Source organism: Novosphingobium sp. AAP1 (assembly GCF_001295765.1).
In the GTDB taxonomy this organism is placed as follows: domain Bacteria; phylum Pseudomonadota; class Alphaproteobacteria; order Sphingomonadales; family Sphingomonadaceae; genus Novosphingobium; species Novosphingobium capsulatum.
Window position 1 is genome coordinate 1 of record NZ_LJHO01000029.1, and the last position, 12,154, is coordinate 12,154.

Below are 12,154 nucleotides of genomic sequence, written 5' to 3' on the forward strand. Positions count from 1 at the left end.
CATCCACCATTTTTCGACGCTAAGCGCCGTTCCGGACACGACGCCATAGCATCATTTCAATTTCGACGGTGGCCAATCGATTATAATCCAGTCTGCACCGTCAATCGCAAAGTAGGTACTGTAACGGAACCATTTTCCGTGAATTTTTTGAGTCCATCGGCACTCAAATTCGGTTGGTTCTTCTGTGAATCCCTCACACCCCAACGGGCGAACATCTGCTGGCAAGACAAGCTTTTTTGTGTGCATCGCGATGGCCGCTGCCAACTCCGCAGCACTTGGCACTGGGCTTTTAGCTTCCAGCGCCGTGCTACTAGCGAGAGCAAGCACGAAAAAAGGGGGAAATAGTTTCATACGGAGGAGATAAAGCATCCATCGTGGCAAGCAACGTCCGCTTCCCACCAACCCAGGCTGTTCATGGGGTCAGCGACATTGATGAATAAACGACGGCTTTCGGCGTACGGGCTCAGGCGCCTGAACGGCCGCTATGAGGGCGGCATTTTCCATCACAGCGCACACGCGGCAGGCGACCAAGTATCGCCATTCTCCTTTGGTGACGCGAAGGGCCGGTTCCGACGAAACCTGCTGTTCGTGCGCCTTTGCTCGCCGGAAGGCAGCCGCTCCACATCGCCGTTAAGCGATCACCGCGGTTTTTTAGATCGGCCACTTCAGGATCGCAGACAATCCCATTTTTCCATCCTAGATGGGCGATTTCGGGAAAGCCCAGCCGGTTATCATCGTGCCTATGAGCTCACGGGGCGTCGCGCAGAAGGTTCGTTTGCGAGAAACATGGCGCGATCGTATTTGCGAAGCGAGGAGGTATGTCGGTGCCATGAAGCTGGACGATCTAGGAACACGCATCTGTATCATGGGGCCGTCGAACAGCGGTAAGTCCACATTGGCGGAGGCGATCGGGCGAGCGAAAGGGCTGGAGGTCGTTCACCTCGACCAGCTACACCATCTTCCGCACACCGACTGGGTTCCACGACTGCCAGAGGAGTTTACGGCGCTTCACGACAAGGCGATTACTGGCGACCGCTGGGCGATTGAAGGCAACTATTCCCGGCTGCTCCCGCAACGGCTGGAACGAGCGACCGGCTTCATTCTTCTCGACGTTACAACGACAACCAGCCTGTATAGGTATGTTCGACGCTGCTGGTTCGAGCGCGATCGACGCGGCGCTCTGGAGGGCGGTCGCGATAGCGTGAAATGGGAGATGATCCGGCATATCGTTGTCGCCACCAGAGCCAACCGCGCCCGTTACCGCGACATGATCGACGGTATCAGCCTGCCCAAGATTCGGATCGCGACGACCGGGGCGTTGGCGGCCTTCTACCGCGCCAACGGGTTAAGGCGCTAAGCCGCACATTCCCGTTTCACCATCCCGATGGGAATGCGCGAGCGCTTACCTCACCCGTCGAGCGCTGCTGCGAGAGACGAAATCTCCGCCTGCGAAAATACGGCAATGCCATGCTGTCGGAGCAGAGCGGCAGTCACGCCCTCACCATCAATCCGGCGACCTTGGAAGCTGCCGTCATAAATAAAGCTCCCTCCACACGACGGGCTTCCATCCGTCAGGAGCGCGTATCTGCAATCGTGCCGGGTGGCATGTTCAAGGGCGATCCGCGCGCCAGCGAGATAGGCTTCGGTCACGTCGGTGCCGTCCGCCTCGACGATGCTACCGTCCCGCTCAATTACGGCTGCTCCGCTCGCCCTATGTGCAATCTCTGCTGGTGGCCGAGGTGTCGGTAATCCAGCCATCACCTCCGGGCAGACCGACACGACGCGACCCTCGCTGATCCAGCGATCCAGCAGCGCGTCTTCAAGAGTCTTCGCCGAACCGTTGTATCGCACCGGCCGGCCAAGGAGGCATGCGCTGACCAGCACCTTGGCCGGCGTCATGCGTTCTCCGCGAGCGTAGAAAGCAGGGGCAGCACATGGTCCCTCGTCAGCGGCGCAAGCGGCATCGCCTCAGCGGTCGCCCGGTCCGTCCAAACGGCTTCCTCGATCTCAAGGCTAGGTGTCGGATCATGTGCGATACGGACATGGAACAGCTCTGCCTGAACCGATCGCCCCGGTTCGTTCGCGGCCGGAGCGGTGAAGCAGCCTAGATGACGTGTCATTGCACGATCAACGGAGAAGCCAATTTCCTCGTACAATTCGCGGCAGAGGGCGTCGACCGGACTTTCCCCCGCCTCGATCTTTCCGCCTGCCTGCATGAACCATTTCGTGCCAGCTTTGCGGACCAGGAGCGTTCGTCCCTCGCCGTCGTCGATCAGGGCAGCAGCTATTCGAATGATCTTGGTGTCGGGCATCGACCATTCATTGCGCTGGCGGACCGAAACTGCAAGCGAGCGCGCGCCGGGATTCCCGTTTCCCGATCCTTTTCGGGACGCTTGCGAATGGCGGTTTTCAGCTGAATCCTCCGTTCGGCGAGCTCGCTGCAGATGGCAGCAATTTCCCAAGCCAAGCCTTTCGACAGCATTGCAGCCGGCGTTAATGTATGGCCGGTTTCGTTGTCCGGACCCTATGCGCTGAATGTCCGGTGCGAGGGCGGCATTTTCCATCAAAGCGCACAGGCGATAGGTGACCACATCAAGCCGTTCTTCAGCTGCCGTCAGACCAACAGTTGTCACCAAAACTCTCCGCCCGGGCGGGGAGGACGGAGTTCCCTGCTGCGGTGCATCCAAGCGGTTAGACACACGCGCGCCGGGCGGTGTTCGAGGCGTCTTTTGGGGTATTTAGCGTGCCTGGCCAGATGCTGATCATCCCTTCGCTTCGTTGATCACATGAATCTGCGTGAATTCGTGGAATCCCTCCTCCGCAAATTCGACGCCCAGTCCGGATTGCTTGGCGCCGCCGAAAGGAACGGTCGGGCCGAAATCGAGATGCTTGTTGATCCATACCGTGCCGGCCTCCATGCGCATGGCAAGGTCATGCGCCGCATCGCGATCGGACGACCAGATCGAGCCGCCCAGGCCCATGTCGGACGCATTGGCGCGCGCCAGCGCGTCTTCAGGATCGTCATAGCGAATGACGGGAAGGACGGGACCGAACTGTTCCTCGTCGACCAGCCGCGCGCCGTCGCTGATATCGCGCACGATGGTCGGCCGGATGAAATAGCCCGGGCGATTCAGGACTTCGCCTCCGGCGATGATCGTGCCGTCCGATCGGGCCGTTTCGAGTAGCGCCCGCACCTTGTCGTATTGCGCCCGGTTCTGGAGGGGTCCGATCTGCACACCCTGCTTCAGTCCATCGTCGACGACTGCCTCTTCGGCGATCCTGGCCAGTTCCACGCAAAGCGCGTCATAGATGTCCGCATGGGCATAGACGCGCTTGATGGCGAGGCACACTTGTCCGGCGTTCATGAAGGCACCACTGAAGATGCCTGATGCGACCTTCACCGGGTCGGCATCGGGCAGCACGATCGCCGCGTCGTTGCCGCCCAGTTCCAGCGTGAGCCGCTTTATCGAGGCCGCCGCGCCCGCCATCACCTTTCGGCCGGTTTCGGTCGATCCGGTGAAGCTGATCTTCGCGACATCGGGGTGCGTCGTGAGACGGGTGCCAAGGTCGTTCTGGTCGGTGATGATGTTGACCACGCCGGGAGGAAAGATCCCTGCCATCATCTCGCCCATGCGCAGGGTCGACAAAGGCGTCGTGGGGGCGGGCTTGACGACCAGCGTATTGCCCGCCAGCAGCGCGGACGGCAGCTTGAACGCGAGGATCAGCACCGGGAAGTTCCAGGGAATGATCGCGCCGACCACGCCCAGGGGGCGACGGTGCAGTTCCACGCGGCGGCTGTCATTGTCTTCCAGCACCTGCACCGGCAGGTCGTGGGTCGCGAGCTGCCGGATAAAGGCGACGCTGTAGGCGATCTCGGCCGTGGCTTCGCTCAACGGCTTGCCCTGTTCCTGCGTGAGCAGGCGCGCCAGGCTTTCCGCATGCACGTCCATGCAGTCCGCAAGGTTGAGGATCATCGCGCGTCGTTCCGCAAGCGGTGTCCGCGCCCAGGCGGGAAAGGCCTGCTTCGCCGCCCGGATCGCGTCGTCCAGTTGTCCCGCCGATGCGCGTGGGCACGAGGCAAGCACCTCTTCGGTGGCGGGGTTGATGACCTCCATCGTGTCCGCGCCATCGACCAGCCGGCCGCCGATCAGAAGTTTGTAGCCAGGCATGTCCAATCCTCCTGTATTGCCGTCGGCGCACGCTAGATGGACGCCGACGATTTTCAGGAAGGCTAGGAACCTGTCGGCCCAACCCCTAGAGCCATATCCAGCTTTAGAGGTGGTGCCAGTTCGTGTGTGCTAGCGCCCTTGGCCGACCACGGTGGCAACCCGCGCAAAGGCTTCGCGGATCGCCTCTTCCGACAGCCCCGTATAGCCGAGCACCAGCGACCGTTCGCGGAAGCGACCTGGATTGCCATATTCCTGCGTCGCCGCGCCCGCGAACGGGTAGAGGCCGACGCCACAGTTCAGCGCGATGCGCTGCATGTCGTTCGCGGAAGGGAGATCGGGCGGCAATGTCCACATCATATGCATGCCGCATTCCCGCCCCAGCAACGCACCACCGGGAAAATGCTCTTCGATCGACCGGATCACCGTGTCGCGAGCGCCCATATAGGACCGGCGGATGCGCCGGAGATGGCGAAGAAATGCGCCTTCCTTGAGAAAGTCCGCGATCACCGCCTGTTCGAGCCAGGGGGCGCCATTGTCGGTCAGCGTCTTCACCAGTCGCGCCTGGTCCAGAAGATGACGCGGCATGACCGCATATCCCACTCTCAGCCCGGCGCCGATCGATTTGGAGAAGGTGCCGAGATAAATGACGTGGCCATTCCGGTCCAGCCCGGCCAGCGCGGTGAGCGGCGGCCCGTCGTAACGGAAGTCGCTGTCGTAATCATCCTCGATGACATAGCTGCCCGTTTGATAGGCCCAGTCTAGGAGGTGCAGCCGGCGATCGAGGCTAAGCGTGCACCCGGTCGGAAACTGATGGGACGGCGTTACATAGACGAGATTGCCCAGAAAGCCTTCGAGTTGTGAAACGACGATACCCTGCTCGTCGACGTCTATCGGATGGATGCTGGCGCCATAGCTGCCGAACAGATAGGCCGCGCCCTGATAGCAGGGGTTCTCGACCGCCACGCTCGCCCTTGACCGATCGGTGATGAAAATTCTGGCCAGCAGGTTGAGCGCGCCCTGGATACCGGACGTGATCATGATCTGATCGGCGCTAGCGTTGATTCCGCGCGTTTCGCCAAGATGCGCCGCGATCGCCTCGCGCAGCGCACGCAGTCCGCGCGGATCGCCGTATTCGGTCTGGATGCCGCGCGCATAGGCAAGATGTCGCGCGGTCGCGCGCTGCCAGAAGCTGGTCGGGAAACTTTCGGGGTGTGGACGTCCGACGAAGAAATCGAACTGCGGACGCGAGCGCTTCTCGTGCCAGAGCTGGGGAGCCCGCCCGGAAAAACTCGGGTTCTTGCCCAGGCGCAGTCGCTTGCGGCTTGGCTGGATCGACGCGTGCCCGTTGCGCAGCAGGACGGTGGCGTCGGGCAGTCTTTCGTTGACGAAGATGCCAGCCTTGGCCCGCGAGGTGATATAGTCCTCGGCGGCGAGGCGTTCATAGGCCAGCGTCACCGTGTTGCGGGCTATTCCAAGCTGGTCTGACATGCTGCGCGTGGAGGGCAGGCGCCTGCCCGCGGCCAATATGCCGTTCAGGATCTGGTCGCGCAGGGCCTCGTATATCTGGACTTGCAGGGATCGTTCATCCTTGCGGTCGATGCGGATGATCAGGTTCATCGTCATCTTGGACACGGCCCCAAATCTTGCTCGTGCCCATCCTACCGCGGCCGCGCGGCAATGGTAGAGCGATTGCAAACTGGAACCATCATCTTTCTCGATGCTGGCCCTACCGGCTGGCCATGACGCTGCTCATCCTGATCGAACAGCTTGTCGGGCTGGACTCATTGAGCGGAGAACCCCATGTCCATTTATCTCAGCATGCAGCGCGTGCGCTTTTCCAGCCCGGACGGGTATGAAAAGTTCAAGGTCATTTTCGCCGATACACGCACCCATCTCATGAAATTGCCGGGCTTCCTCCATTTGACCTGGTGGGTCCATCCCGAAGACCCGACCTGGTTCAACGAAGTCAGCTTCTGGGTGAACCGCGAAGCGCTCAAGGACTGGCACATGGCGACCTATCACAAGCACGCCAAGGAATGGGCCGCGCGCGGTGCCATCATGGAAGACATCATCACCAATTTCGAGCTGACCAACACGCGTCTGCTGCGCGTTTGCCCCTGTTGCGGGCTGGTCGAGGACAAGGCGTTCGAACTCCAGGAAGAGCAGAAGGTGCTCGCCGAGCCGTGCCCCAAGTGCGATTTCAACTTCCCGGTCATGCCGAACACGCCAAGCAGCTTTGCCGTATTCAAGGACGTGCCGCTGCTCCCGGAAGTTCCACAGCCATCCCCGGCGCGGTGAACGAGCGGAACTGAGGGGCGCGCCCGGCATCTGGCCCTATCGAAAAGGCCAGCAGTGGCGCTAGGTCGAAGGCCCCCATGTCGGGATAGTGCACGCTGGTCGCCCTTTGAGCGGATACACGCGATTTGGCGGTCGGCCGGTTATGGTTCAATCTTGTTTTAGGGAGATTTCGCATGGCGACGCAGTTGGCCGCGAAAGTACAGGACTCACCGCGTTACGCGGTTCATGGTGGCGTGCAGAACGAACCCAATGAGAAGTGGGTGCCGTTCGATTGGGTCGAACCGCGTTTCGGTGCGCAGGTGCACGGCGAATACGTGGTAATCCGGCCGGAAGGCACGTCGGGGTCGCTCTCGGCCGGTTTCTGGCGTACCGGGCCATCCGCGCCGGGCGCCGCCGCGGATGGGTCGCATGCCATCGTTTATTCCGCGCCGCTGGGCGACGAGACCGCTTGCGTGATTGACGGCACCGCCGTGCTTACCGTCATTGCCACCGGCAAGAGCTATAAGGTTGGCCCCGGCTCGATCATCTACTCGCCCAAAGGGCTGGAGGTGCAGTGGGAGATCGAGGGGCCGTCTTTCAAGAAGTGGTGGTGCATCTGGAACGGCAGCGAACCGACCGCGAACCCGTTCCAGGAACTACTCATCACGCACACCAGCGACAATCCCGACGAATGGCAGGAGTATCATTTTGTGGAACCTGCCGAGGGTGCGCAAGTTGCCGGTGAACTCTATATCAATCGCGCCGTCGGATCGACGGGCACGATGCTGAGCGGCGTGTGGCGTTCGGGTAAGGGCATCGCCGGGACTAACGTGGACGAGAAAGGCACGCTCGTCACGCCTTATACCGGCGTGCTGGGTGACGAGACGATCCTGCTGCTTGAAGGCGAAGTCGAGGTGGTGGAGACGGACTCCGGCAAGGTGCATAACTTCAAGGCGGGCGATTCGATCGGCCTGTCTTCCGGCATGCACATCACATGGACGTCGAAGGGACCCTTCTCGAAGAAGCTGTGGGTCATCACGCGGGACGTGCTGCCCGATTAACGTCAGGTTCGCGATGGCAGGTGGCGGCGGTTTAGAGGCCGCCACTTCGCTTTCGCCCGATTAGGATGCGATGGCGACGGCGGGTGTATAATCCTCATACGCGCCGCCGCCTTCCCCAGTCCGGCAGAGTGCAATAGTCTGAAAGGGCTGGAAAACCGGCGCGCCGCGCCGTTGCGACATGATCGCGGAGAGGATCGAAGGCATGGCCGGCATACCGGCATCTGTCGCCGCCCCTGGCTATAGGGAGGCGGTCGAAGAATTTTCCATGGAACGGGAATGGGCCCGGCTTTGTGGCAGTCTTTCGGGCGGTATCAACGCCTGCGTGGAATGCTGTGACCGATATGCCTATGGCGACGATCCGGCCCTCATTGCGGTGGCGGCGGACGGCACGAGACAGGACCACGGTTTTGCCCGGTTGCGCGGCCTGTCGGCGCAAGTGGCGAACATGCTCGTGGCGCATGGTGTCAAGCCCGGCGACGTGGTGGCGGGCCTGTTGCCGCGAAGGGCCGAACTGGTTGCAACGGTCCTAGGCGTCTGGCGGGCCGGCGCGGTCTATCAGCCGCTGTTCACCGCCTTCGGCCCCAAGGCGATCGAGCACCGGTTGGGCATCAGCAAGGCCGTACTGGTCGTTACGGACAGCGCCAATCGCGCGAAGCTGGCGGGCATCGCGCAATGTCCGCCGGTCGCGACCGTTCGCTTGCCCGATGAATTCCTGCCTGCTGGTGACATCGACTTCAGCGCCGAAGTGACGGAGATGCCCGCCGATTTCGCACCAGTGATGCGCACCGGCGACGATCTCTTCCTGATGATGTCCACATCGGGTTCGACCGGACTGCCCAAGGGCGCGGGCGTGCCGCTCAAGGCCTTGCCTGCCATCGGCGCGTATATGCGCTGGGCGATCGACCTGCGAGCGGAGGACCGTTTCTGGAACATCGCCGACCCGGGCTGGGCCTACGGCCTCTATTACGGGATCACCGGTCCGCTGTTGCTGGGCCGGCCAACCATCCTGTATGAAGGCGCCTTCTCCGCCCAGGCCGCCTATGATCTCATCGCCGGCCTTGGCGTCACCAACCTCGCCGGATCGCCCACCGCCTATCGCCTGCTGATGGCCGAAGGCGGCGAGTCCGCCGCGAAAGTAAGGGGTAGGCTGCGCGTTGTCAGCAGTGCGGGCGAGCCGCTGAATCCCGAAGTCATCCGCTGGTTCGACGAACATCTCGCGGTGGCGGTGCACGATCATTACGGCCAGACCGAAACCGGCATGGTCGTGAACAACCATCACGGCCTGTCGCACCCGGTGCGTGCCGGCTCGGCTGGGTTCGTGATGCCCGGCTACCGGGTGGCGGTGCTGGATGAGGAGGGCCACGAACGGCGCGCGAACCAGCCGGGCGAACTGGCCATCGACATTGCCCGATCGCCGCTGCTCTGGTTCGGCGGCTATTGGCGACAACCTACGCCGGCCATCCGGGATGGCTATTATCGCACCGGCGATACCGTGGAATGGGAAGAGGACGGCAGCATAAGCTTCATCGGCCGTGCCGATGATGTCATCACTTCATCCGGTTATCGCATCGGCCCCTTCGATGTAGAAAGCGCGCTGATCGAGCATCCCGCCGTGATGGAGGCTGCCGTCATCGGCGTGCCCGATCCCGAACGCACCGAACTGGTCAAGGCGTTCATCGTGCTGAACACGGGGTTCGCGGCCTCGCCAGCACTGTCCGACGCCCTCAAGGCGCATGTCAGGGCGCGGCTCTCCGCCCATGCCTATCCCCGGCTGATCGCGTTCGTGCCGGAATTGCCCAAGACGCCCAGCGGCAAGATCCAGCGCTTCATGTTGCGCGCCATGCATACCGACCAACGGTGAAACTGGCTCCATTAAAAACCGGCAAACAGGTTCTAAGAAGAGGGTCAGATTTCCTGCAGGTTGGACCTTGACACCAGAGCCGGGGATTTCTGCGGAAAGGTCGGTATATCCCCGATACTGATGTCCAGGCGCAACAGGTCACGAATGCACCCAGATGCAGTGACCTCATCAGGGAGCTTTCTATGAACAGGGTTGGAGGCATCAGCATTCTTGCCATCGCGGCATGTCTTGCGACGCCGGCATTTGCGCAGCAGGCGACTGACGAGCAGGCGCAGTCCGGGCAGGCGCAGTCCGGAGGGCTAGGAGAAATCGTCGTCACCGCGACCAAGCGGTCGGAAAATCTACAGAACGTTCCCGTCGCCGTATCGGCCATCTCGTCCTCGCAACTTGCCAACAAGGGCGTGTTCGATACGTCGGACCTCAACAGTTCGATGCCCAATTTGCAGGTATCGTCGGCCTATGGTTCGCAACAGCCCAATTTTACCTTGCGCGGCATCGGTGTCGGCACCGAACTCAGCGCCAGCGCAGCCTCTCCCGTCGGCGTCTATGTCGACGAGGTCTATCAGACCTTCCGCGCGAGCCAGGGGCAGCAACTCTATGACCTGGCTCAGGTCGAGGTGGTACGCGGCCCGCAGGGCACGCTCTATGGCCGCAACACTACGGGCGGTGCGATCAACTTCATCACCCGCAAACCCGATCTGAAGGGCGCAAATGTTTATCTGACAGCCGGCTATGGCAATTTTGACCGCAAGAGCGTCGAAGGCGCCATCGAACTGACGCCCGTCGAGGACCAGCTCGGTATCCGCATCGCCGGCACTTACGTCAAAATGGATCCCTATATCCACAACCTGATGCCCGCCGGCCTCAATAATACGGCCGCGGGCGGTGCGTCCGGGCGGAATTTCGCCACGGGTCGCGATCCGGGGGGCGATGAAACATATGCCTTCAGGGGAACGCTGCGTTTCAAGCCTAGCGATACGCTTGATATCACGGTGAAGGGCTATGCGTCGAAATCGACCGGGGGCGCGGCGGCCTCACTCGGCGCAGGTTCGTACAAGGCCAATCCGGCGCTGTTCGACTATGAAAACTCGAATTTCATCCTGGCACCATTGTTCCGCGCGCTCGGCTCCAACGGCGCCGGTTTGTTGCCAAGCAACTATAGCCGGGCGGGCCTATCGGACACGCAGATCCAACAGGATACGATCGGCCGCGCCGTGACTCGCACGGAAGGCGTGGTGCTAACGGTGAAGGCCGAACTGGCCGACAAGCTCAACCTCACCTCAATCACTGGCTATGATTCTGGCCTCTATCTCCAGACGCAAACCGATTGCGACAGCAGCCCCCTGCGCCTCTGCTCGAACGGCTACCGTTCCGATTTCAAGGCCTTCAACCAGGATCTCCGGCTCGATTACAGCAGCGGCCCGTTCAAAATGATCGCGGGCGCCTATTATGGCTGGGACACGGTGACGTCGAACAACGATATCGACATCTTCAACCTGCTCAGCGACGTCCGCGCGGCCGTTGGCCTGCCGGCAACCTGGTTCAATCCGGCGGGCGGCTTCAACGGGAAGGGTTTGTCCGCCGGTTCGCTTCCGACCGGCATTCTTGGCAAGCAGCATTTCAGGCAGAACCGCGAGAGCTGGGCGATCTATGGCGAAAGCAGCTACGAAATCACGCCGAACGTGAAATTCACCGCTGGTCTGCGCTACACGACCGACACCACCAAATACCGCGATGGCCTCACCACGTATTACGACGATGCCGGCAACCCACGGATGCTCGCCGTCTCGGCGTATGGCGCGCCCTATTTCCTGTCGCCGGTCTATGACGAGGCCGGCAACGTGGCGATCCCGGCCACCGGCGGGACGACACCTGGCGGCGTGAACAAGGATGGCAAGACCAGCCGCATATCGGGCCGCGCCATCCTGGACTGGAAACCGGTGGACGGTGTCATGCTCTATGCCAGCTACAGCCGCGGCTATCGCGCCGGAACGTTCAATGGCCTGGCCTATATCAGTTCCCCGCAGGTCTATTTCGTCAAACCGGAGGAAGTGAACGCCTATGAGATTGGGTTCAAGACCCGGTTTCTTGACAACCGGCTGCAGATCAACGGCAGCTTTTTCTATTACGATTACAAGAACCAGCAGAGCCAGGTCGTCGACCAGAGCGTGACTGCCAACATCATCACGCTCGACGGTACGATGAAGGGGCTGGAACTGGACGTCCAGTTTGCGGCCACCGACCGCCTGACGCTGAGCGCATCGCTCGGCCTGCTCGACAGCAAGTACAAGGGCTTCGACCAGGCAACCTGCGCGGCGCTGAACCTGAGCGGGCTGTTCCCAGCGCAGAAAGGGTCCTGCGTACAATCCGGCGCGGGCAGTGTCAGCGTGGGCGGAAATCCCTTCCCCTATGCGCCGAAGTCCTCGATCAACCTTGGCTTCGACTGGGATGCGGCGGATGTCGGGGGTGGCAAGATCAAGCTTCACGGCGACACCGCCTATACCGGGCGCTTCTATTATGACTCGTTCAAGGACTACAGCCGCGGTGTGCTCAAGAATCTCGCCACGGGCGCCTACACGAACGGTGAAGGCGATTACTGGGTGTTCAACAGCCGCCTCAGCTACGTGACGGATCGCTATACGCTTTCGCTGTGGGGCAAGAACCTGTCGAACAAGCTCTATTTCCCCGGCGGCTATCCCAACGAAGGGATTACCGGGGCGGGCTACCTGGTCCGGGCGTTACCCAGGACCTATGGCGTAGAAGGCACCTTGCGCTTCTGACGAGAG

At 61.5% G+C, this 12,154-nt stretch carries 10 protein-coding genes; 5 read left to right on the top strand and 5 right to left on the bottom strand.

Going from position 1 to position 12,154, the window contains the following annotated elements; all coding sequences use genetic code 11:
• Nucleotides 1–51: 51 nt before the first annotated feature.
• A complete protein-coding gene (locus tag IP65_RS21840; protein WP_171797744.1) occupies nt 52–351 on the bottom strand; it encodes a hypothetical protein in 300 nt (99 codons plus the stop codon).
• 478 nt (nt 352–829) lie between these two features.
• Here IP65_RS21840 and IP65_RS20290 point away from each other — a divergent pair, with 478 nt between their 5' ends.
• Nucleotides 830–1,357: an AAA family ATPase gene (locus tag IP65_RS20290; RefSeq protein WP_054132867.1), complete on the top strand. Its 528-nt coding sequence runs from the start codon at nt 830–832 to the stop codon at nt 1,355–1,357.
• A 50-nt stretch (nt 1,358–1,407) separates the two neighbouring features.
• Here the strand turns inward: IP65_RS20290 and IP65_RS20295 are convergent, their stop codons facing one another.
• From IP65_RS20295 to IP65_RS20310, 4 genes are all read right to left on the bottom strand, one after another.
• Nucleotides 1,408–1,899: a DUF523 domain-containing protein gene (locus IP65_RS20295; protein ID WP_054132860.1), complete on the bottom strand. Its 492-nt coding sequence runs from the start codon at nt 1,897–1,899 to the stop codon at nt 1,408–1,410.
• Entirely contained in the window at nt 1,896–2,633 is a 738-nt protein-coding gene (locus tag IP65_RS22070; protein WP_231627833.1) for an NUDIX domain-containing protein, read from the bottom strand. The genes IP65_RS20295 and IP65_RS22070 overlap by 4 nt, the downstream gene beginning before the upstream one ends.
• A 129-nt stretch (nt 2,634–2,762) precedes the next feature.
• On the bottom strand, nt 2,763–4,169 hold the full coding sequence (locus IP65_RS20305; protein ID WP_054132862.1) for an aldehyde dehydrogenase family protein: 1,407 nt from the start codon (nt 4,167–4,169) through the stop codon (nt 2,763–2,765).
• 129 nt (nt 4,170–4,298) lie between these two features.
• Entirely contained in the window at nt 4,299–5,792 is a 1,494-nt protein-coding gene (locus IP65_RS20310; protein ID WP_231627864.1) for a PLP-dependent aminotransferase family protein, read from the bottom strand.
• 177 nt (nt 5,793–5,969) lie between these two features.
• Here IP65_RS20310 and IP65_RS20315 point away from each other — a divergent pair, with 177 nt between their 5' ends.
• The 4 genes from IP65_RS20315 to IP65_RS20330 all read left to right on the top strand — a co-directional run bounded on the left by IP65_RS20315 (nt 5,970) and on the right by IP65_RS20330 (nt 12,148).
• Nucleotides 5,970–6,467: an antibiotic biosynthesis monooxygenase gene (locus IP65_RS20315; protein ID WP_054132863.1), complete on the top strand. Its 498-nt coding sequence runs from the start codon at nt 5,970–5,972 to the stop codon at nt 6,465–6,467.
• Nucleotides 6,468–6,640: 173 nt separating this feature from the next.
• Nucleotides 6,641–7,507: a cupin domain-containing protein gene (locus IP65_RS20320; protein WP_082350294.1), complete on the top strand. Its 867-nt coding sequence runs from the start codon at nt 6,641–6,643 to the stop codon at nt 7,505–7,507.
• Between the two features lie 178 nt (nt 7,508–7,685).
• Entirely contained in the window at nt 7,686–9,368 is a 1,683-nt protein-coding gene (locus IP65_RS20325; RefSeq protein ID WP_231627851.1) for an AMP-binding protein, read from the top strand.
• A 182-nt stretch (nt 9,369–9,550) separates the two neighbouring features.
• On the top strand, nt 9,551–12,148 hold the full coding sequence (locus tag IP65_RS20330; RefSeq protein WP_054132866.1) for a TonB-dependent receptor: 2,598 nt from the start codon (nt 9,551–9,553) through the stop codon (nt 12,146–12,148).
• Nucleotides 12,149–12,154: the final 6 nt, after the last annotated feature.

Coding starts and splice junctions, on each gene's coding strand:
- IP65_RS21840 (WP_171797744.1), bottom strand. CDS start 351: ATGAAACTATTTCCCCCTTTTTTCGTGCTTGCTCTCGCTAGTAGCACG.
- IP65_RS20290 (WP_054132867.1), top strand. CDS start 830: ATGAAGCTGGACGATCTAGGAACACGCATCTGTATCATGGGGCCGTCG.
- IP65_RS20295 (WP_054132860.1), bottom strand. CDS start 1,899: ATGACGCCGGCCAAGGTGCTGGTCAGCGCATGCCTCCTTGGCCGGCCG.
- IP65_RS20305 (WP_054132862.1), bottom strand. CDS start 4,169: ATGCCTGGCTACAAACTTCTGATCGGCGGCCGGCTGGTCGATGGCGCG.
- IP65_RS20310 (WP_231627864.1), bottom strand. CDS start 5,792: ATGACGATGAACCTGATCATCCGCATCGACCGCAAGGATGAACGATCC.
- IP65_RS20315 (WP_054132863.1), top strand. CDS start 5,970: ATGTCCATTTATCTCAGCATGCAGCGCGTGCGCTTTTCCAGCCCGGAC.
- IP65_RS20320 (WP_082350294.1), top strand. CDS start 6,641: ATGGCGACGCAGTTGGCCGCGAAAGTACAGGACTCACCGCGTTACGCG.
- IP65_RS20325 (WP_231627851.1), top strand. CDS start 7,686: ATGATCGCGGAGAGGATCGAAGGCATGGCCGGCATACCGGCATCTGTC.
- IP65_RS20330 (WP_054132866.1), top strand. CDS start 9,551: ATGAACAGGGTTGGAGGCATCAGCATTCTTGCCATCGCGGCATGTCTT.